Source organism: Paenibacillus sp. FSL H7-0331 (assembly GCF_001956045.1).
This window is the reverse complement of record NZ_MRTH01000043.1, coordinates 40,387-60,920: the sequence shown is the minus strand read 5'-3', so window position 1 is coordinate 60,920 and position 20,534 is coordinate 40,387. Positions and strand designations below refer to the sequence as shown.

Annotated in this window: 19 protein-coding genes, 1 other RNA gene and 1 pseudogene; 3 read left to right on the top strand and 18 right to left on the bottom strand. The window is 46.3% G+C overall.

Annotation, left to right across the window (positions count from 1 at the left end):
- Window positions 1-241 precede the first annotated feature (241 nt).
- From BK127_RS35430 to rpoE, 16 genes and pseudogenes are all read right to left on the bottom strand, one after another.
- Window positions 242-511, bottom strand: coding sequence for a pro-sigmaK processing inhibitor BofA family protein (locus BK127_RS35430; RefSeq protein WP_076237243.1), 270 nt, complete (start codon window positions 509-511; stop codon window positions 242-244).
- Between the two features lie 101 nt (window positions 512-612).
- Window positions 613-897 carry a DUF2508 family protein gene (locus BK127_RS35425; protein WP_076237241.1) on the bottom strand — a complete coding sequence of 95 codons (285 nt, stop codon included), beginning with the start codon at window positions 895-897 and terminating at the stop codon, window positions 613-615.
- Window positions 898-1,107: 210 nt separating this feature from the next.
- Window positions 1,108-1,704: a recombination mediator RecR gene (gene recR / locus BK127_RS35420; protein WP_076237239.1), complete on the bottom strand. Its 597-nt coding sequence runs from the start codon at window positions 1,702-1,704 to the stop codon at window positions 1,108-1,110.
- Between the two features lie 98 nt (window positions 1,705-1,802).
- Complete coding sequence (locus tag BK127_RS35415; RefSeq protein ID WP_076237237.1) at window positions 1,803-2,114, bottom strand: YbaB/EbfC family nucleoid-associated protein; 312 nt, start codon at window positions 2,112-2,114, stop codon at window positions 1,803-1,805.
- A gap of 69 nt (window positions 2,115-2,183) precedes the next feature.
- Window positions 2,184-3,971: a DNA polymerase III subunit gamma/tau gene (gene dnaX / locus BK127_RS35410; RefSeq protein ID WP_076237235.1), complete on the bottom strand. Its 1,788-nt coding sequence runs from the start codon at window positions 3,969-3,971 to the stop codon at window positions 2,184-2,186.
- Between the two features lie 65 nt (window positions 3,972-4,036).
- Window positions 4,037-5,098 carry an ATP-binding protein gene (locus tag BK127_RS35405; protein ID WP_076237234.1) on the bottom strand — a complete coding sequence of 354 codons (1,062 nt, stop codon included), beginning with the start codon at window positions 5,096-5,098 and terminating at the stop codon, window positions 4,037-4,039.
- 169 nt (window positions 5,099-5,267) lie between these two features.
- Window positions 5,268-5,531: signal recognition particle sRNA large type (gene ffs / locus BK127_RS35400), an RNA gene on the bottom strand.
- A 44-nt stretch (window positions 5,532-5,575) separates the two neighbouring features.
- A complete protein-coding gene (locus tag BK127_RS35395) occupies window positions 5,576-5,974 on the bottom strand; it encodes a hypothetical protein (protein ID WP_076237233.1) in 399 nt (132 codons plus the stop codon).
- A 94-nt stretch (window positions 5,975-6,068) separates the two neighbouring features.
- Complete coding sequence (gene rpmE / locus BK127_RS35390; RefSeq protein WP_076237230.1) at window positions 6,069-6,266, bottom strand: 50S ribosomal protein L31; 198 nt, start codon at window positions 6,264-6,266, stop codon at window positions 6,069-6,071.
- Window positions 6,267-6,342: 76 nt separating this feature from the next.
- On the bottom strand, window positions 6,343-7,617 hold the full coding sequence (locus tag BK127_RS35385; RefSeq protein WP_076237228.1) for a radical SAM family protein: 1,275 nt from the start codon (window positions 7,615-7,617) through the stop codon (window positions 6,343-6,345).
- A gap of 301 nt (window positions 7,618-7,918) precedes the next feature.
- Window positions 7,919-9,265 (bottom strand): annotated as a pseudogene (gene rho, locus BK127_RS35380) (transcription termination factor Rho); the annotation flags it as partial.
- A gap of 82 nt (window positions 9,266-9,347) precedes the next feature.
- Window positions 9,348-10,601, bottom strand: a complete 1,254-nt coding sequence (locus tag BK127_RS35375; RefSeq protein WP_076237225.1) for a UDP-N-acetylglucosamine 1-carboxyvinyltransferase — start codon at window positions 10,599-10,601, stop codon at window positions 9,348-9,350.
- 126 nt (window positions 10,602-10,727) lie between these two features.
- Window positions 10,728-11,582, bottom strand: a complete 855-nt coding sequence (gene fba / locus BK127_RS35370; RefSeq protein WP_076237223.1) for a class II fructose-1,6-bisphosphate aldolase — start codon at window positions 11,580-11,582, stop codon at window positions 10,728-10,730.
- A 145-nt stretch (window positions 11,583-11,727) separates the two neighbouring features.
- A complete protein-coding gene (locus tag BK127_RS35365; RefSeq protein WP_076237221.1) occupies window positions 11,728-12,117 on the bottom strand; it encodes a response regulator in 390 nt (129 codons plus the stop codon).
- Window positions 12,118-12,369: 252 nt separating this feature from the next.
- Entirely contained in the window at window positions 12,370-13,974 is a 1,605-nt protein-coding gene (locus BK127_RS35360) for a CTP synthase (protein WP_076237219.1), read from the bottom strand.
- Window positions 13,975-14,365: 391 nt separating this feature from the next.
- Window positions 14,366-14,953 carry a DNA-directed RNA polymerase subunit delta gene (gene rpoE, locus BK127_RS35355; protein ID WP_076237217.1) on the bottom strand — a complete coding sequence of 196 codons (588 nt, stop codon included), beginning with the start codon at window positions 14,951-14,953 and terminating at the stop codon, window positions 14,366-14,368.
- A 366-nt stretch (window positions 14,954-15,319) separates the two neighbouring features.
- Here rpoE and BK127_RS35350 point away from each other — a divergent pair, with 366 nt between their 5' ends.
- Window positions 15,320-16,498 carry a S8 family peptidase gene (locus BK127_RS35350; protein ID WP_083689848.1) on the top strand — a complete coding sequence of 393 codons (1,179 nt, stop codon included), beginning with the start codon at window positions 15,320-15,322 and terminating at the stop codon, window positions 16,496-16,498.
- Between the two features lie 4 nt (window positions 16,499-16,502).
- On the opposite strand, the gene BK127_RS35345 is transcribed toward BK127_RS35350, so the two are convergent.
- Window positions 16,503-16,919, bottom strand: coding sequence for a YwiB family protein (locus tag BK127_RS35345; RefSeq protein WP_076237215.1), 417 nt, complete (start codon window positions 16,917-16,919; stop codon window positions 16,503-16,505).
- A 696-nt stretch (window positions 16,920-17,615) separates the two neighbouring features.
- On the opposite strand from BK127_RS35345, the gene BK127_RS35340 reads away from it, so the two are divergent.
- A complete protein-coding gene (locus BK127_RS35340; protein WP_076237247.1) occupies window positions 17,616-18,446 on the top strand; it encodes an AraC family transcriptional regulator in 831 nt (276 codons plus the stop codon).
- Window positions 18,447-18,605: 159 nt separating this feature from the next.
- The gene (locus tag BK127_RS35335; protein WP_256711594.1) at window positions 18,606-19,436 is read left to right on the top strand and encodes a metallophosphoesterase; all 831 of its coding nucleotides are present in this window, start codon (window positions 18,606-18,608) and stop codon (window positions 19,434-19,436) included.
- Window positions 19,437-19,602: 166 nt separating this feature from the next.
- Here BK127_RS35335 and speB read toward each other — a convergent pair whose 3' ends face one another.
- Window positions 19,603-20,472: an agmatinase gene (gene speB, locus BK127_RS35330; protein WP_076237211.1), complete on the bottom strand. Its 870-nt coding sequence runs from the start codon at window positions 20,470-20,472 to the stop codon at window positions 19,603-19,605.
- Between the last annotated feature and the right edge of the window lie 62 nt (window positions 20,473-20,534).

The window sequence follows — 20,534 nt, the reverse complement described above, 5'->3', positions numbered from 1 at the left end:
CTCATTCACTGCTGACGAGAATTTGCATTCTCTTGTACTGCTATTTACTCACTCGTTGATTCAGTTTTCAAAGGACAAATGCTACAAAATTCATTATTAATTAACTACTTTTATTACTTTAATACGTTACCGCTTTAATCGCATTTCTTTTAGCGGCGACTTCTTTAATATAACACAACTTCAGAAGTTAATGCAAGTCTTTTTTTAAAATAAAAGATACTTACGATTTTCAGCCAGACTATCAAACAATCCACAGCTTCAAAGCAACCAACATGAGAAGTCCAGGTATACCCAAAACACTTATTGTTCCTACAGTTACGGGGTTTATAGGCACTTCCAATTGTGTATAGCCTTCAAGCAGATTTACAATATACAATAAAAAAGCAGCTAATGCAACATTAAAACAAAGATATCCGAGCCATTGGAAAGCTTGTCTATAGCGAAACAAGATAATCATCAGTAATATTACCGAAATGCTAAGTATCCCCCACAGTAAATATAGCTTCGTCATGTACTTTATGTCACCCTCCCAAGGCTTTGCACAGCCAGCTAACTGTATAAAAATGTTATCGCTGCCTTAGCAAGCTATCTCATTAGCAAAAAGCTATGCCTTTATTTAAATGTTACAATCTCATTCTTACTGTTACGGACATCCCACGCAGATAGCTTCATCCTCTTGGCTTGTTTAAACAGCATGTCCAAGCGCTTCTGAGAAGCTTCCAAGGCATAGATCGCATAATCAATCTGATCATGTTCAATGACGATATCAAGACGATGCTGAGCCGTAACCCAATCCAAGCGCGCCTTCTCAATTTCCTGTAGCAATTGCATCTTTTCACTGTTAAGAAGCTGCATAGCCTTCCGTTGTTCACGCGTAACACGATCCCACATTCCCATGCGATCCCTCCTTAAGCATACATGTATAAGACGACGAACATGTCCACCAGCTCCCTCAGCCGCCACTAAACATGTTTGTCCTATACTCTATAAGTATGGAATCGATAGCATTAATAGAACTATGGTCACAACATAAAAAAGCCTTACAGGAATGACCTGCAAGACTTTTGTTGGTTGAATCTTTAATTCATACTCATTTCTAATGCGGGCTTATATTTCACGACGGCCTTCAAGCGATTTGGTTAGCGTTACCTCATCTGCATATTCCAAATCTCCGCCTACCGGAAGCCCGTGAGCAATTCGGGTAACTTTAAGCCCAAAGGAACGCACCAATCTAGACAAATACATCGCGGTTGCTTCTCCTTCAATGTTGGGGTTGGTAGCAAGAATAAGCTCCTGAACCTGTTCATCACCCAAACGTTTCAACAAATCAGCTATGCGGAGCTCATCCGGACCGATACCTTCCATTGGAGAAATAGCACCATGAAGAACGTGGTAATAACCATTAAACTCTCTCGTTCTCTCCATAGCAACCAAGTCCTTAGGCTCTTGAACGACACAAATGATAGATCGGTCCCTGCCTTTGTCCTGACAAATGCGGCATGGATCCATATCCGTAATGTTACAGCATACCGAGCAGTAGTGCAGATTTCTTTTGACATTGACTAAAGCTTTGGCAAATTCGATGCAATCCTCTTCCTTCATGCGCAGCACATGAAAAGCATGTCGTGCCGCTGTTTTGGGTCCAATACCCGGCAATCGGGAAAAGGCATCGATAAGTTTCGCTAGCGGTTCGGGATAAAACAAAGGGATAGCTCCTTATAGAGCCTGATCATAAAAAACAGGACGCTTCATAGAGAAACGCCTGTGAGATCGCGCTCTTATAGTGTGATCGGACTCGAAGACTAGAATAGACCTGGAATGTTCACGCCGCCGGTTAAGCGTCCCATTTCTTTGTTGGCCAGCTCTTCAGCTTTGGTCATGGCATCGTTAATAGCTGTCAACACAAGATCCTGCAGCATTTCGACATCATCAGGATCCACAGCCTCGGGTTTAATCAAGATGGAGGTTACTTTCTTTTGGCCGTTCACGACAACCGTGACAACGCCACCGCCTGCTGTTCCTTCAACTGATTTAAGAGCCAACTCCTCTTGAGTTTTCAGCATTTGCTCTTGCATTTTTTTTACTTGCTTCATCATTTGATTCATATTATTCATTCGATTCAGCTCCTCAGTCATGTAGGTGTCATTGTATACCTCAAATGAAGTACCTTAATTATTTGCTCATCAATCCGACTTGATCTCTACGAGATCGGCGCCAAACAATTTAATGGCTTCGTCGATCCATTGTTCATTCGCAGGAGCATCAGGTTCTCCCTCAGGGATAAGCTTGAGCTCTTCTTTACTTCTGACTACATTCTTCGATTCATCTGAAGCAGCGTTCCAATCCTTAAGCATAATGGTAACCAGCTTCAGCGGTCTACCCATTACTTCAGCCATTACCTGTTCAATCATCGGTTTGTTAGCTGGCTTCTCGGTCGTCTCCCGATGCATGGCGCTTTTAAAAGCAACCAATACATTATCATTATGCAGCGAGACCGGCTCTCCGTCTACGAGCCAGGCATGAATCGTTATTTTTTGCTCTTTAACGCGGGACAATACTTGCCCCCACTTTTGAAGCACGTTCTTGCATTCCGGTTCTTCCCTGCCAAGCAAGTAGCCATCCAGCTTCTCAACGCTTTTCTTCATGGCAGCGGGATTAGACGAAGTTCGCATGCCAGTTCCCGAAGGACTACTGCCGCTGTGCGAACTCGCTGCGGACGATCCACCCCCCTGTTTCAGCAGCTGAGCCAACTGCTCCTCAAGACGCTGAATCCGACTGGTTAGCTGGGTTACCAGCCCATCGGACGCATGATCTCTGACTGCCGACTCTCCAGTCGCCTGCAATGTACCAGTCGACTCCAACGCTGCAGCTACACCTGAATCCGCTGCTGATACACTGCAAAGCTTCATCAAGGCAACCTCAAGCAGTGTCTGCGGCTGAACGGAGTACTTCATCTCTGTCTGATAATAATTAAGCGAGTCGATCATGGAAATGAGCTCCTGTGACGTGAACGCTGCTGCCACGGATACGAACGCTTTGACATCATGAATACGATCCGTGACAGCCTGTGAGTCAGGCACCAGCTTAACCATCAGCAAATCACGGAAATAGAAGAGCAGATTCTCCATACATTTATCTGCGCTTTTGCCCTCTTGCATAAATGAGTCAATTAATTGCAATACGGCTGGTACATCTCGGCGCTTGATGGCCTCGACCAATATTTGAAATTGATCTGAGGCCATTCCCCCGGTAATCGATACTACATCATCATACGTAACGCGTTTACCCGAAAATGCCATAATTTGATCCAGCAAGCTTAGTGCATCCCGCATCCCGCCATCGGACAAACGGGCAATGAAGCGGAGGGCGTTCTCCTCAGCCTCTATCTGTTCTTCCTGACAGACCAGATGAAGACGTTCAACCTGTTCATCCAGTGAAACACGCCGGAAGTCAAACCGTTGGCAGCGGGAAATAATCGTTGCTGGCAGCTTATGAGGCTCAGTAGTAGCAAGAATGAACATCACATGGGGAGGCGGTTCTTCTAATGTTTTGAGGAGTGCATTAAATGCCTCTGTTGTCAGCATGTGTACTTCATCGATAATATACACCTTTTGGCGAACTTCGGTAGGTGCATATTTCACTTTGTCACGAATATCACGGATCTCTTCTACCCCCCGATTAGAGGCGGCATCGATTTCCACTACATCCATCACGGCACCTTCCGTAATACGGATACAATTGGCACATTGGTTGCAGGGCTCTTCAGCAGGACCACTCAGGCAGTTAACGGCTTTGGCCAATATTTTGGCAGCACTCGTTTTCCCTGTTCCTCGTGGACCATTAAACAAATAAGCGTGTGTAACCCGCCCTTCACGCAGCGAATTTTGAAGTGTTTGTACGATATGCTTCTGACCTACAATATCTCGGAAAGCCTGCGGTCTCCACGTTCGGTATAAAGCGATATGTGCCATAGCGTCAGCTCCAATAGTGGTTCATCCTCTATAGTATACTACACTTACCCACGCGAATGAAGTACTTACGGGTACGGGATTCCTACCGTAAACGTAGTACCGAAGCCTTTGGAGGAAACACGGATATGCCCGCCTACATCATGGATAATTCGTTGACACACAGACAGCCCCAGGCCAGTACCTTCATCCTTGGTCGTAAAAAAGGGATCAAAAATTTTATCAATGACAAACATCGGAATGCCGGGCCCTGAATCATGGATATCGATGCTTACAATTCGCTCCTCCACATCGACTCTTTCTGTCAACACCAGTTGCCCGCCATCCACCATAGCCTCGATGCCATTTTTGCATATGTTCAAAAAAACCTGTTTTAACAGCTCACCATCCGCTATAACCTGCGGCAGCTTTTCCGCAGCATCATATCTGACAATGACCCTATGTAGTACAGCTTCATTATTAATGATCGGCAGCATTTCTTTAATAACCTGAGAAATATCAAGCGACTGATACGTTACGTTCTTCGGTTTGCTTAATAGCAGAAATTCACTAACCAATTCGTTAATACGATTGATTTCACCCAGCATAATATCGGCAAATCCGCTCTCACGATCCATTCCGTGAATTTGCAGCGTTTTTCGCAGCATCTGAAGGAATCCTTTAATGGACGTTAATGGATTACGAATCTCATGAGCCGTGCCAGCTGCAATCTGCCCAATCATCGCCAACCGGTCACTTCTACGTACCTGCTCTTCCAATGAGCGCAGATTAGTGACATCTTTAAAAATGATATAAGCCCCGACAATTTTGTTCTGCTCATCACGAAGCACATTAGAATCAAGCAGCAACTCATACCGGTCTTGATTGTTAGTCCATGACAGCGCATGATTACGTACGACCATACCTTCTAATATATTGCGATGTACTAAACGGTGCTCCGCAGGGAGCTCGACAAAAATACTATCCATCGATTGGTTCATAACCTCTTCTTTTTTCAACCCTAATACACGGCATGCCATGTCACTAATATCCACCAATTCAAAATCGGTGTTTATTACAAAGACCCCCATATTGATATCCTTTAAAAAAGTGCCTGCAAACTGCTGTAATAAATTGAGTTCATGCTGCATCGCTCCACCCCTTACTACCAAAACAAGTTAACTTTAGTATACAATTCTCCTAAATATTTCATTTTCCTTCTAAAAACACAAAAAAACACTATGAGTCAACCTATTACAATGGTTGTTCATAATGCTCGTATGTTCGTTACACCTTATTGGTCACATAAATTGGATATAACCGTGCACCTACTTTGATATTACGATCCAAGTGGAATTTTTAGTCTCGACTCAAGCCAGGCAACCCTTCGGCACATGAAACATCCCACTTACGGCTGCTTCCTTCCGAACCTGACCGGATTCACAGGCATCCATTGCGAAGGACCCAGCTCTCAACACCGATTCTAAAACCCAAACCTCACATCGCAATACCGCATGTAGGCGATCAACCCCGCTGTAGCGGATTGCGGGTTACAGGGCACCGCTGCCTCCCCGTCTAGCACGGCAAACATAAGTATAGTCGATTTATTGCGAAATAGCAACCCGTCATTATTTTCGGGAAACCGTAACCTTCATCGTGTATCTTGGCATCGCTTTGGTCAATTTGTCTTGTGCATCCCGCGCCACTGCAGCCGTTTCCTCAGCAGTCAGTTCTGCTGGAACATGAATATTAACAGTAGCTACAGGTCCATTAATTCGAATATTGGAATCAATTACATGAGGTACCTGGTCGATCGTTGCCTGCATCAGATTCGTGTCTTCCCCATACGTATGGTAAGTTGGACTCATCGGCATGTTCGGATTCACGTCACTGATCCCAAGCAATCCATCCTGAGCGTACGATTGCACCTTGGGCCCTGCGCTTTGTTTCTGACAAGACGCAAGCGCGACGGGCATCATGAGCAATGCACCCGTCAACGCCCATCTGAATAAATGAGATTTGAACATAAAAACACCTCCTGCAGCATGGTCTAAAAGCTTTCGCTCTTAGGTTTGCCACAGGAGGTGGGTTTATGCAATAAAATAGTGGAAATAGGCCGAATTATACGCCGTATTTCTTTTTGAATTTATCAACACGTCCGCCAGCATCGATAAACTTTTGTTTACCAGTGTAGAAAGGATGGCAGGAAGAGCAAATTTCAGTACGAAGATTAGCTTTAACCGAACCTGTTTCGATAACATTGCCGCAAGCACAAGAAATTGTTGTGTTGTGGTAAGTCGGATGGATAGCTTCTTTCATTTCTTTCACCTCTTTTGCCCTGAAACACCATGTGAATCAGAGTTCTAATTGAACACATGAGCAGATTATAGCATGACTACTGAGATTGTTGCAAGTATCTTCTTTGTTTTAATGATTCAGGCAAATGTGTATAGGAGCCCAAAATAACATCGGGAAGCTCTTGTTCAAAAATCTCCAGCATTTGCTTCATACCAAATAGCTCACCCTGTGCCTTGGGGATCAACTGTAAATAGCTTTCCGGGTCAATATTTAAATTGCGCAGCTGGATCAGCTTCAAGTCGGTACGACGCACAAACTCGATCATCGCTTCAATCTCTTCCTCACGATCCGTAACTCCCGGGAAGATCAAATAGTTAATTGAAGTGATTACACCCTTATCAGCAGCATAACGCAGCGATTTTTCCACATTTTTGAGTGTGTAGCCGCGCGGCTTATAATAAGCATTATAGTGATCATCCAGCGCACTGATCGTGCTGACTCTCATCAGATTCAAGCCTGCATCCACGATACCCCGAATATGATCCGTTAGTCCGGCATTAGTATTGATGTTAATGTAACCAGCGTCCGTCTGCTGCCGAACTCGCTTGATCGCCTCGATAATGGTAGGCGCCTGGGTAGATGGTTCTCCCTCGCAGCCTTGGCCGAAGCTCACGATGTTATCCGGCGTCTTTAGATGCTGGAGCATAACCTGTACGACTTCATCGACAGTCGGCTTGAAGTTCATACGCGTCTGTGGTGCAAGGAAGCCGCTATCATCAGGCTGCTCCGATATACAGCCAAAGCAACCGGCATTACAGGAAAAGGAAACTGGTATCGACCCTTCCAGACGGTTTAAAAATGTATTCGATGCGGTTAGGCATTCGTATTCCAACGCACATTTGGACAGATGCTGGAATACCCGATTGTCACCGTATTGCTGAAGAAATTGCTGTACCTGAACTTCCAGCTCTGCCGGATCACAGTTACGCGGATTCCATGGTTCGGGATCGTCTGTCGCATGTGCGGCTACATAAAACCCTCCATCTTTCCAAACAACCGCTGTATAACCGAATAAAGGAAGCAACTTGCTTGCATCCGACTTCACATAGCTTGGAATTAGCAATCGTGTAAAACCTTGTGGTAACAGCGCCCCAACCGCCTGTACGTTACCGGGAACAACCTGCATGTCTCCGGATTTCAGATTTATCCCGATCGGCTTGGTAAAAGGCAAGCTAACCATGGTTGCCCCTTCAGGCAATGGAATTAACTCATCTTCCATAATATCAGTGACCATATCCCCATTGCGACCAAGCGCAATATAATCGGGATGGTCAAATAAGTTCCCGTCGAGGTCGGCGTAGACTAAATTCATAGCATTGTACTCCTAACCTGTTGAATTACGACGCAGAATTCTTCACACGCTTGGTAGTTGTATTCGGCGTAGGGGACAAGGTGTCCTCATTGCTGGAAGACAACGGAGCCGAACCTGTGGTAGAACTGCTGGTGCTGACGGATGATTTGCTTGCTGACGAAGCAGCACTGCTTCTGCCAGATGATGGCTTGCTTATTGCTGACGAGGTTCTGCTGGAGGTTGTCGGCTTGCTTGCTGCGGATGAAGCGCTGCTCGTGGACGGCGGCTTACTTACTGCAGAAGAAGTATTCATACTCCCATTGGATGATGGCTTACTTACCGCGGAAGAGGCGGAACCGTTAGCCAAAGGCTTATTCACGGACGACGAGGAATTACTGCTAACCGGCGGTTTGCTAGAGCCATTTCCCAGTTTTTCCAGTGTGTCCAGGAACTCCTGATTCGTTTTGGTATCAACCAGCTTCTTGATAAAAGCTTCTACATATTCATGTGATTCATTCATGCTCTTGCGAATTGCCCATACTTTATCCAGCACATCTTTGCTTAAGAGCATTTCTTCACGACGTGTTCCTGAACGACGCATATCGATTGACGGGAAAATACGACGCTCGGCCAATTTGCGATCCAGATGCAGCTCTAAATTACCTGTACCTTTAAATTCTTCATAAATGACATCATCCATACGGGAACCAGTCTCAATGAGTGCCGTTGCCAAAATCGTCAGGCTGCCACCCTCTTCGATGTTACGCGCAGCACCGAAGAAACGTTTGGGACGATGAAAAGCACCCGGATCAATACCGCCAGACAATGTACGGCCAGATGGTGGAACTACCAAATTGTAGGCACGAGCCAACCGTGTAATACTATCCATCAAAATGACGACATCTTTTTTGTGTTCAACTAAACGCATGGCCCTTTCAAGCACAAGCTCAGCGACCTTGATGTGATTCTCGGGAAGCTCGTCAAAAGTTGAGGCAATAACTTCGCCCTTAACCGAACGCTGCATATCTGTTACTTCTTCCGGGCGCTCGTCAATAAGAAGCACGAACAGCTCGATCTCCGGATGATTGGTCGAAATGCTGTTGGCAATTTCCTTCAGCAGTAACGTTTTACCGGCTTTGGGAGGTGCTACGATCAATCCGCGCTGTCCCAGTCCTACAGGTGCTAGCAAATCCATAAGGCGAGTCGATAGATGCGTTGGAGAAGTTTCCAGCAAAATTTTCTTTTCCGGGTATAACGGAGTTAGCGCCGGGAAATGAAGGCGCTCAGCAGCTGTTACCGGATCTTCGCCATTGACAGCTTCTACCTGGAGCAATCCGAAATAACGTTCGTTTTCCTTAGGAGGTCTGCATTTTCCAGATACGAGGTCACCGCTTCTTAAATCAAATTTACGAATCTGCGAAGCGGAAATATAAATATCCTCTGTACTGGGCAGATAGTTGATAGGACGTAAAAACCCGAAGCCGTCGGACAAAATTTCGAGTACACCCTGCATGAACATCAGACCGCTTTTCTCTGCCTGGGCCCGTAAAATAGCAAATATGAGTTCTTTCTTTTTCAAAGTGCCGTAGGAAGGAATTTGATGTTTTTTAGCTAACTGATACAACTCAGTCAGTTTCTGCGCTTCTAATTGCGCTAGTGGTATATCCATAATCTCAGCCACCAAACTATTATATTTGTACTTTTGTGAAACTCATTCTAGCATTACCCAAAAAAGTAGAGACTATACGATACTAATCCTGCTCACGCCAAACCTCTGCGCCCAAGCTTGATAGATTGCTGACCAAATGATCATAACCACGATCGATATATTCGACGCCTGTTATTTCGGTGACTCCATCAGGAACTGTCAGTGCTGCAATCACAAGTGCTGCTCCCGCACGCAAATCAGTAGCCTTCACTTTGGCTGCGCTAAGCTGACCGCCTTCAATAACTGCGGAACGCCCTTCAACCTTAATTTTGGCACCCATCCGGGTTAGCTCGGGAACATGCTTGAAGCGATTACTGTATACATAATCACTCAGAATGCTGGTACCCTTCGTTTGTGTCAGGAGGCTTGTCATCGGTGATTGCAAATCAGTAGCAAATCCTGGATATACAAGCGCTGTGACATCCACACTCTCATACTCGGGCTTACCGATGACGCGTATGGATTCGTCCATTTCCTGAATCTCAACACCCATCTCCTGCAATTTGGCCGTGATAGCTTCCAAATGCTTCGGAATAACATTGTCCACGACAACATCCCCTCGCGTTGCAGCTGCAAGGATCATATAGGTTCCAGCTTGAATCCGATCGGGAATAATCGAGTGACGACAGCCATGCATGGAATCCACACCCTCAATACGAATGGTTTCGGTTCCTGCTCCTTTGATTCTCGCACCCATGGAATTTAATAGCGTAGCAACATCTATAATTTCAGGCTCTTTTGCCGCATTTTCAATCAAAGTGACGCCTTTGGCCCGAGAAGCAGCCAGCATAATATTAATTGTAGCTCCAACACTAACCACATCGAGATAAATTTTCGCTCCGCGGAGCTCTTTGGCTTGAATGTGCAAAGACCCATTCTCGGTGCTCACACGTGCTCCTAATGCTTCAAAACCTTTGATATGCTGATCAATCGGACGCGGTTCAAAATTGCATCCCCCAGGTAAACCAATTGTTGCTTCTCCAAAACGACCAAGCAGCGCTCCCATTAAATAATACGAAGCTCTCAATTTCTTAACATTTCCATTAGGCATAGGTTTGGATCGCAATGCGCTCGGATCGATAATCATCTGATCCCCTTGCCAAATCACAGGTGCATTCAATTCTTCCAACAACTCCGAATAAATGGCAACATCACTCAATACCGGCAAATTATCTAAGGTAACGGTTGTTTCCGATAAAATTGCAGCTGGTATCAACGCTATCGCGCTGTTCTTGGCACCGCTGATTTGGACCGTTCCCCGCAAGGGACGACCTCCGGTGACCATCAATTTCTCCATTCGTTTATCTTCCCTCCAAATGACTGCTGTCAAGCTTTACATACTGATTTAGGGCGGTAATTCCAGGTGGGTACTATGCATATAGAAAGGAAACGCACCATGACGATGCATTTCCTATTGGAGACATTAAGCTTGGTTAGAACTTCCGAACAATTGAATTTTGGATTTAACGACTTCAACCATAGCTTTGCGGGCAGGAGTGAGGTATTTACGAGGATCGTAGATTTTCGCGTCTTTATTGAGTGCTTCACGAATGGCATCCGTACACGCTACTTGATTCTCGGTGTTAACATTGATTTTACCTACGCCAGCAGCGATTGCTTGACGAATCATCTCATCAGGTACGCCAGATCCGCCGTGAAGTACAACAGGTACAGGAATTGCACTTGCCACCTTTTGAATAATGTCGAAACGAATGTTAGGCTCGCCAGCGTACATACCGTGAGCAGTACCTACCGCGATAGCCAAGCAATCTACGCCAGTCTCTTCGTAGAAACGAATCGCTTCTTCCGGTTTAGCCAAGCTTGCATTTTCCTCGTCCACGCTGATGTCATCTTCCACGCCGCCGATCGTACCGAGCTCACCCTCAACGGATACGCCCATTGCGCGCGCTGCTTTAACAACTTCCTTCGTCAAACGAATGTTTTCTTCGAAAGAATGATGGGAGCCATCAAACATAACCGAGCTGAAACCTGCGCGGATACATTTCATTGCTACTTCAAAGCTGCTGCCGTGATCCAAATGAAGTGCGATTGGCAAGCCGGATTTTTTTGCTGCTGCTTCCGCAAGGGCTACAGTAAACTCGATACCCATATACTTCAAAGCCCCTTCACTTACACCGTAAATAAAAGGAGACTTTAATTCTTCAGCCGCATCTACAATCGCTTGAGCAAATTCCAAGTTATTCATATTGAACTGCCCTACTGCGTACTTGTTTGCTTTTGCTTTTGGCAATAATTCATTCATTGAAACTAATGGCATGTTTCTTCCTCCTAGTAGTTATTGACCGAGTCAAGTATCAAAGACCGCTCTTCTGTCATACTGCGTTATTATATCATAGTTTAATTCAAATGATAACCAAGCTGCTTCGTTTTCATAGTCATAAGAAAAAAAAGAGACCCTGTAATCAGGATCCCACTGCATACGAGCTATTCCTCGGCTTCCCCAAATGAATGTTAACCGCCTGCCGCAGCTCATCGATATCAAAAGGCTTCGTAAAGTGCATGATTGCACCCAGATCCGTTGCCTCTTTGATCATATCTAATTCGCCATAAGCTGTCATCATAATGACTTTGATCGAAGCGTCGATACTTTTAATGTGCTTGAGAATGTCCAATCCGTCCATACCTGGAATTTTCATATCCAGTAAAACCAAATCAGGAGAAGTAGTTCTGACAATTTCCAGTGCGAGCTTGCCGTTCGACGCTTGATAAGTTTGGTATCCTTCGGTACTGAATACCTCCGTCAATAAGATCCTGATCCCATTCTGATCATCTACAATGAGTAACTTCTTCATCCATACAGCCTCCCAAGTCCACGATCGTGATTGTCGGAATTCCGGCCTGTCCCATCGAGCATATCAAGATAAATTCGATATAAATATCGAGATTCCTGCTGCTTTTTTCGAAAAAGTTGAAATGTTTTACATTTCATGCATTTTCTGAACATCGTGTACAGTTGGTGTGCTGAAGTTTCGCTGTTACTTGCTATAGTTGGATATATGCTGTCGAAGGATGTTCTATGCTTACCATCTGGGCATAATTATATATTAAACTCGGGATAATGAAAAAGCGGCTTCGACAAAATGCTTGAATAGACGCTGCGGACGATTCGGTCTGGAAGCAAATTCCGGATGGAATTGAACAGCCAAAAACCAAGGATGCGTCGGGCATTCAATGATCTCAACCAAACGTCCGTCAGGCGATGTACCACTGATCCGGAAGCCTGCTTTTTCCATTACTTCACGATATTCATTGTTAAACTCATACCGGTGACGGTGTCTTTCGTACACAAGCTCATCGTCGTAGCACTGCATGGCAAGAGATCCTTCCACCAGTTTGCATGGGTAAAGACCAAGACGCATAGTACCGCCCAAGTTCTCAATATCTTTTTGCTCCGGCAGCAAATCGATGACCGGATAAGGTGTTGCCGGATTAATCTCGGAGCTGTTAGCGCCCTCCAGATTCAGCACGCTGCGTGCATATTCAATGACAGCAACCTGCATGCCCAAGCAAATGCCAAAAAACGGTACATTGTTTTCCCGCGCATAGCGGATAGCCGATACTTTACCTTCAATCCCGCGGTCCCCGAAGCCTCCGGGTACGAGTATACCTTGGACCCCTTGGAACAGCTCCGCTACATTGTGATCATAAACATCCTCCGCGTTAATCCATCGGATCTTCACTTCCGTATTACAATCAATGCCAGCGTGTCCCAAAGCTTCAACAATGCTTAAATAAGCATCATGCAAAGCAACATATTTACCCACGATTGCGATTTCAGTCGTATGCTCTAAAGATTTGACGCGATGAACAAGATTTTCCCATTCGGTCATATCCGGTGGATTGCTTGTTAATCCGAGATGCTTAACTACGATATCATCCATGCCCTGCTCACGCAGCATCATCGGCACTTCATACAGCGTGTCCACATCATGGCATTCAATAACCGCATTGGTGTCGATATCACAGAAAAGCGCAAGCTTACGCTTCATGTCTTCTCCCAGTGAATGCTCAGTGCGGCATACAATAATATGCGGCTGGATACCCAGACCACGCAGTTCCTTCACGCTGTGCTGTGTCGGCTTGGTTTTGGCTTCGCCGGCCGCTTTCAGATAAGGAATGAGTGTAACATGAATATACATCACGTTATCCCGGCCTATATCGCTTTTAATTTGACGAATGGCTTCAATAAACGGCAAGCTCTCGATATCGCCAACTGTGCCGCCAATCTCGGTAATAACGACATCGGATTGCGCTTCACGGCCTGCACGGAAAACACGGTCCTTGATCTCATTGGTAATATGTGGAATAACCTGCACCGTACCGCCCAAATATTCGCCTCTGCGCTCTTTGGTAATAACGGAAGAGTACACTTTACCGGTCGTCACGTTACTGCTCTTGGATAAATTAATATCGATAAAACGCTCATAATGACCCAAATCCAAATCCGTTTCTGCGCCATCGTCGGTTACAAACACCTCACCATGCTGATAGGGACTCATCGTTCCCGGGTCAACATTAATGTAAGGATCAAACTTCTGGATCGTTACTTTTAATCCGCGGTTCTTGAGTAGCCTTCCGAGCGATGCCGCTGTAATGCCCTTTCCCAGTGAGGAAACCACGCCCCCTGTAACGAATATATACTTCGTCATGTATGTAATACCTCCCTTAAGTTTGTACCCTCCCAAACCCTCCCTACAGGGAGGGCCCCAAAGGGCTGTGCCCTCTGGACTCCCAACTCGGATCCAGACTGCAGTGTATTGTACTCGCTTCTGTCCCGTTGGGACACGCTTAACGTTAGCGCATTGACTGTTGATGATAATGTGTTGTATTCGGGTCGCTTTCGTCCTGTCGGACACGCTTAACTTTGGTTTTTGGCAAACTAAAGCAAACACTTCCCATAAATTGGTTCAAAAAAAAATAAAAAGTCCCCCGGCAAAAGCGGGGCACTTTATAGTCATAATTGAATAGCTTTTTCAAAAGCCCAGAAGATAGTTTACTCTCATCGAAGGGTTGCTGTCAAGTAGATGGTCACGATTCGAATTATTTCTCCTCGTCTTCGTCATCCTCAAGCTCTTCCTCAATAAGCGTGTCCAGATCGGTCTCAATATCGCCGTCTTCATCCAGATCCTCATCATCACTATCATCATCTTCATCGATTTCTTCTTCGGGCAAGAACTCGCCTTCTTCTTCGATTTCTTCCTCAGCTTCAAAATCTTCTTCAGCCGGTTTATCGAAGGAATCGAAATCCTCTTCCTCAACAAATACATCTTCTTCTTCGGCAAACATGTCATCGTCGTCCATATCATCGTCTTCATCGTTAATGATACGTGGACGTTTGCCACTACCCACTGTATCCTCCGATTTCTCGATCGGGTACCAGCGCTTCAAGCCCCACAGGTTCGATCCTACACAAGCAAATCGGCCATCGATATTGATTTCCGTATATAATTGAGCGATTACCTGCATCACTGCCTCTTCAGACAGACCTTTAATTTTTGAAATTTCCGCCATCAGGTCACGATAATAAAAAGGTGTATTCGCTGCTCTCAATACTTCAAATGCTAGGTCGACCATTGGCATTTCTTTCGCCTTATCCATACCGACCTTTAGAGTGTACTGCGCACTCATTCAAGCACATCCCCTCGAACATTTTCACAAACCTAACTGCATGTTCCCTTATACTCCTAATAGTAAACCTTATTTTATGTAAAAAAGCAACTGCTTCAGGGGTGTCCCTTGTAAATTTTAAAAGCGAAGGGAAAACCCTTCGCCCTGACTGTATCCGTGGGGACTTGAACAGCGTCCGCCCTACTGCCCTTATGGAGAAAGGGAAGAGAACCTTGGGATTCTCTCTATGTATCGTATGATGTCCGTTGCTTTCTGACACGGGTGATGACCCATTTATTTCTACAAGGCTATACGCACATGCCATATCGTATTTTTTTTCATAAGATTAGGTAGGGCATTTACGATGTGCAGGAGGGCCGATGACTATTGAAATCATCCACTTTTATCAATTGGCTGGAAGCAGCAGCCGTGCAGGACACCGAAAACGCCGACTGTAAGCATATCATCCGATTCTCAAGCCGTCGTGATTATTGTACGTGTATCCGGGAGCTCAACGCTGCCACCAAAAACTCCGTTCCCTTACCTGATATTCAACCGCTCGCTATCATTAATGCCATTTCCTGTACATTGAACACAACAACCAAACCGCCGTCCATCCCTTATATAAAATCCATCGAAACCGATAGGATCATGAGTGTTCATGCCATTAAGGTCGTCAATGCGGTGCAGCCATCGAGCGGTACAGCGCACAGCCATGCGCCAAGCGTCCCTTGGGGAGTTAAACATATTCGCGCGCCTCAAACATGGAGCAAATCGAAGGGAGATCGTATTCGGGTAGGGGTGATTGATACCGGGGCCGATTATTCGCATCCTGATTTACGCCATTGCCTTTCGTATGGAGTCAATCTGGTCAATCGACATTTATTGCCAAATGACGATAACGGACACGGCACCCATATCGCTGGTACGATCGCCGCCGCTTCAAGCCGCCAGCAAGGCATTGTTGGTGTAGCGCCGCAAGCTATCATTCATCCGGTTAAAGCTTTTGATCACCAAGGGAGTGCCTTTGTGTCTGACATTATTGGTGGTATCGATTGGTGTGTCAGAAATCAAATTCATATTATTAATATGAGCTTTGGAATGAAAACCTACAGCAAGGCTTTGGAGCTCGCCGTTCTGCACGCTTTCCGATCCGGTGTTATCGTGGTCGCTTCCTCGGGCAATGAGGGCAAGCAAAAAATTATCGATTATCCAGCCCGCCTGCGGCAGGTGATTGCTGTCGGAGCCTCGACCCGCCGTGGTAAAATAGCACCTTTCAGCAACGTCAGCAAAACCATCGACATTTACGCACCAGGCGAAAAAATATACTCCACCTGGTTAAAAGGCAAATATCACGAGCTCAGTGGTACCTCGATGGCAACCTCCCATGTGTCCGGTGTCGTTGCGCTCATGCTTTCCCGAAAACCCGGATTGAATCCTACTCAGATCAAGTCGATAGTAAAAAGACATGCCCGCCTGTTGATAAAGCCCGGCATGAGTATTCGGGAAGTCCATGCGCTCAGAGCCGTTAACGCCGTGATAAAACCAAAAACGGCTGTGAAATAACACTCTATGCCTTGGCACTTACAATCAGCCGCAGCCGATAGGCCCCGGCTCTTTCTCCCATAACAAATAGTTCATAACTCCAATCCACAGTACCCAGCCCATGTTCCAATTGTACGTTTAACTGTTGGGTATCTGCTTCCAACTCCAGCTTGCCGTGCGGCGCGTCGTAATAACCCTTGAGCCGCTGCCCGGCAACAAAGGTTTGCTCTGAGCGCACATTGCCCTGCCGAATAATTCGGACAAGCCCTGTTTCCAGCTTGATTAATGTCGACGTCCCCGCCATCTCGGGATCTGCTTCCTTATATCGCAGATAGTAATGATTCCCCTTTGGATACAGATCGCCCTCCACGTTATGGCGGGTGACAGGATCATCATCTATGCGACTTTCTATTTGTATGCTCACTTGTATGGATTGACTCATCATGTCCTCCTAAATCATAACCGCAGCCAGCTGCATGTTTGTACATCCTAGTCTAGCGAACGAAAGCAAATTATTCAAACTTATGATGATAACAGCAAGTTAAAAGTCCGATGAATATGACCCACTGCGCGGCCAAATATCCTTCCGATCGCTGTTGTTCCCCTATTTTTTTGATTGTATAAGACATTTAGAGGTAAAAGCATGGAAACAAAGGCGAACGCTATCGCTTCTCCAGGACCATTTGGCCGCTTCGCTCTTTATTCACCAAACGTTTAATACCTCTGAGAAAGCAGCTCTCCGGTATCTGTCGAATTCTTGATTGCTTAGTAAGCAGTACATAGCCCATCACAACCAAGCGAGTCCCACAGGGACGATGCGACTCCCATTCCACCACAGTCTCTCCATCCGCCTCACACCTCCAGTAAAGCGTGTCCCGTAGGGACGAAAGCGAGTCAAACCCTCCACACTCACTCCATCCTCCCTCACACCAACAGTTAAGCGTGTCCCGTAGGGACGAAAGCGAGCCAACACCACTAAACCCTGCACACGGCTATGGGAGTCCAGAGGGCAGCGCCCTTTGGGGCCCTCCCTATAGGGAGGGTTTGGGTGGGTTTGGGTGGGTTTGGGAGGGTGTTGGCATTACTGTTATTTTATTGTTACCATAAGAATATGCTTAAGGAATTGAGGACACGGCAGATGACGATGAATATATTTGGCGTTATGACCGAGATGGAGATGCGGCTGCCTGTGTATGTAACGGGAGCAGGCGGCTGGCACAATCAAAATATGATGAAGCGGGAGCACGGTTTCCCGGACTATCAATGGATTCAAACCTTGAACGGTACCGGGCAATTAAAGGTCGACGGGAAAATTCACACGGTGCACAGAGGACAAGGAATGCTCTTATTCCCTGGCGTTATGCATGAATATGAACCCATCACATCACCATGGACGGTGCGCTGGGTTACCTTTAATGGAGCCTGCATGACCAGTCTGTTGGACTCCATGCAGGTACAGGCTTCTACAGTGCTTTATTTACCCAATCCCGATGTAACGCTCGCTGTCATGCATTCGATCCTATCCATCTTGCAATCACAGAATCCGCTGCGCAGCGCAGAATGCTCTGCCCTCGCTTATGAATTACTGCTCGATTTGTTCCTGCATGCCTCATCTTCAGAGGTGCGCTCCAAGCAGCAGCACATGGAGCAGTTGGCACCTGTATTTGCTCTCATAGAAGAAAGCTTCGATCAGCCCATCACCATGCAGCAAATAGCCGATAAGCTTGGAGTTACTCCCCAGCATACGTGTCTGTTATTTCAACAAACGATGGGCATAAGACCGATTGCTTATCTCACTCGTTATCGGCTGAGTAAAGCCAAGGAACTACTGCTGCAGCCGCTGGAGCTGGAGGTTCGCGAGGTTGCCCGTCAAGTCGGCTACGAGGACTGCAGTTACTTTATTAAGCTGTTCAAGCGCCAAGAAGGGATCACGCCAAGCGCCTTCCGCAGCATTCATCGACTGCTATAGATACAGAATCGATATCATCCGGTTTAAAACACGAGCAATCGGGTGTCACACTGAGAGAAGTCGCAGTACTTATAAGTCCGCCCCAACCAAACAGTAAGCTTAGGAATAACGCACTTCTAAAATGAACGGATGAATGCTGATATGAACCGGAGAGCTTTTATGAAAAAATGCTTATTTATGCTGGCGGGTCTCATTCTAACACCATCTGCAGGATATACGTATGCCCGATTTGCGGAGCCCCGTTGGCTCTATACAAAGGAGATAACTATACAGTTGAAGAGGCTGCCCTCTGCTTTTGATGGCATGCGTGTGGTCCAATTCAGCGATGTCCACCTTGGCTTTCACTACACGGTTGAGCAGTTGAATGAATTGGTAGATCATATCCAGTCACTCCAGCCGGACCTGATCTGCTTTACAGGTGATTTGTTTGATTATACGGTTGGCAGCGATGCTGCTCCTGCTGTACAAGTACTCTCTCGTTTGAAGGCACCTCTTGGTAAAGGCGCAGTGCTTGGTAACCATGATTACTATGGCAAGGAGACCGAAAAGATAAAGCGCATACTGCTGGACAGCGGCTTCGCTCTGTTGATGAATCAGTCTGTTCCCCTAAAACGCGAAAAGTCAACGATCTGGTTAAGCGGTGTCGATGATATGTGGGATGGTAAGCCTGATCTACCAAAAGCACTTCACGATGTACCGAGTGATGCGTTTACGCTGCTGCTTTCGCACTGTCCTGATTTTGCAGATATAGCTCTGAAGCATTCGATCGATTTACAGCTATCCGGTCACAGTCACGGCGGGCAGGTTCGTCTGCCTTTCTACGGACACTTGTTTACCCCTGCTTATGGCTCCAAATATCCAGATGGCTATTACTCACTTGGCGATGGCAAGCTGCAGGTGTACACGAACCGAGGTATTGGCGTATCCGTGCTGCCAATCCGTTTCTTCTGCCGACCAGAGCTAAGCGTATTTACACTCCGAAGCGGTTAAATCCGATCCATACTGTGTATACCGTGTCTACTGTCGAATACATAAGTCCCTCTGAGATCGAATCCCACCCCAATACAGCAAACAGCCTGTTCCGCACTAGGACGAAGCAGGCTGTTTGCTGTATGCTTCCAAACTAACCGTCTGGACATGTTTGAATCAAGTAAAGCTACTTCACAAGCCCTAGCAAAATTTCACGGATCAGCTTGGCAGCCACAATCTGGGTTTGCTCTGTCGGATCGTAAGCGGGAGCTACCTCAACGACATCAGCACCAACTACATTCAGGTTGGCAGCAGCCATGGCATGGATCGCAGCCAGCAGTTCCTTGGAGGTGATGCCGCCAGCTTCGGCTGTACCTGTGCCTGGCGCGCAGGAAGGGTCAAGCACATCAATATCGATAGTTAAATAAATCGGACGACCAGCCAGCTCCGGAAGCACCTTTTTCAATGGCTCAAGCACTTCAAACGGGTGAAAATTAATATGTTCACGCGCATATTGGAATTCCTCACGTGAGCCGGAACGAATACCGAACTGATAAATGTTGCGCCCCCCGATCAAGCCTGCTGCTTTACGAAGCGGCGTGGAATGGGATAACGGCTCCCCCTCATACTGCTCACGCAGGTCAGCATGGGCATCAAAATGAACGATCGCCAGATCGGGATACTTGGCATACATTTCACGGAACACCGGCCATGATACCAAATGCTCACCGCCCAGGCCTAGCGGGAATTTATTGTCCTTCAGCAAGCCTCGCACGTAATATCCAATAATTTCCAAGCTGCGCGCTGCATTACCAAAGGGAAGCAGCAAATCGCCCGCATCGAAATACGTCATTTCATCAAGACTTTTGTCCAAATAAGGACTATACTCTTCCAATCCAATCGAAACTTCGCGAATCCGTGTCGGTCCAAAACGGGAACCAGGTCGGAAACTGACGGTATAGTCCATTGGCATACCATAAATAACAGCACGGGAAGATTCATAGTTATCGGAGCTTAATATAAATACATTGCCGGAATAGGCTTGATCCAAACGCATGCTTCACACTTCCTTCATTAAAATAAGCAGTTTCGCCGATTGCGAGGAAGCAGGTTGCTCCA

Excerpts from the sequence above, each read along its gene's own strand:
- dnaX (WP_076237235.1), bottom strand. The coding sequence starts at position 3,971 with ATGGCACATATCGCTTTATACCGAACGTGGAGACCGCAGGCTTTCCGA.
- BK127_RS35340 (WP_076237247.1), top strand. The coding sequence starts at position 17,616 with ATGACGATGAATATATTTGGCGTTATGACCGAGATGGAGATGCGGCTG.
- BK127_RS35430 (WP_076237243.1), bottom strand. The coding sequence starts at position 511 with ATGACGAAGCTATATTTACTGTGGGGGATACTTAGCATTTCGGTAATA.
- BK127_RS35405 (WP_076237234.1), bottom strand. The coding sequence starts at position 5,098 with ATGCAGCATGAACTCAATTTATTACAGCAGTTTGCAGGCACTTTTTTA.
- BK127_RS35365 (WP_076237221.1), bottom strand. The coding sequence starts at position 12,117 with ATGAAGAAGTTACTCATTGTAGATGATCAGAATGGGATCAGGATCTTA.
- BK127_RS35335 (WP_256711594.1), top strand. The coding sequence starts at position 18,606 with ATGAAAAAATGCTTATTTATGCTGGCGGGTCTCATTCTAACACCATCT.
- BK127_RS35385 (WP_076237228.1), bottom strand. The coding sequence starts at position 7,617 with ATGAATTTAGTCTACGCCGACCTCGACGGGAACTTATTTGACCATCCC.
- rpmE (WP_076237230.1), bottom strand. The coding sequence starts at position 6,266 with ATGAAAGAAGCTATCCATCCGACTTACCACAACACAACAATTTCTTGT.
- fba (WP_076237223.1), bottom strand. The coding sequence starts at position 11,582 with ATGCCATTAGTTTCAATGAATGAATTATTGCCAAAAGCAAAAGCAAAC.
- speB (WP_076237211.1), bottom strand. The coding sequence starts at position 20,472 with ATGCGTTTGGATCAAGCCTATTCCGGCAATGTATTTATATTAAGCTCC.
- rpoE (WP_076237217.1), bottom strand. The coding sequence starts at position 14,953 with ATGAGTGCGCAGTACACTCTAAAGGTCGGTATGGATAAGGCGAAAGAA.
- BK127_RS35360 (WP_076237219.1), bottom strand. The coding sequence starts at position 13,974 with ATGACGAAGTATATATTCGTTACAGGGGGCGTGGTTTCCTCACTGGGA.
- BK127_RS35415 (WP_076237237.1), bottom strand. The coding sequence starts at position 2,114 with ATGAATAATATGAATCAAATGATGAAGCAAGTAAAAAAAATGCAAGAG.
- BK127_RS35345 (WP_076237215.1), bottom strand. The coding sequence starts at position 16,919 with ATGAGTCAATCCATACAAGTGAGCATACAAATAGAAAGTCGCATAGAT.
- BK127_RS35395 (WP_076237233.1), bottom strand. The coding sequence starts at position 5,974 with ATGTTCAAATCTCATTTATTCAGATGGGCGTTGACGGGTGCATTGCTC.
- BK127_RS35375 (WP_076237225.1), bottom strand. The coding sequence starts at position 10,601 with ATGGAGAAATTGATGGTCACCGGAGGTCGTCCCTTGCGGGGAACGGTC.
- BK127_RS35425 (WP_076237241.1), bottom strand. The coding sequence starts at position 897 with ATGGGAATGTGGGATCGTGTTACGCGTGAACAACGGAAGGCTATGCAG.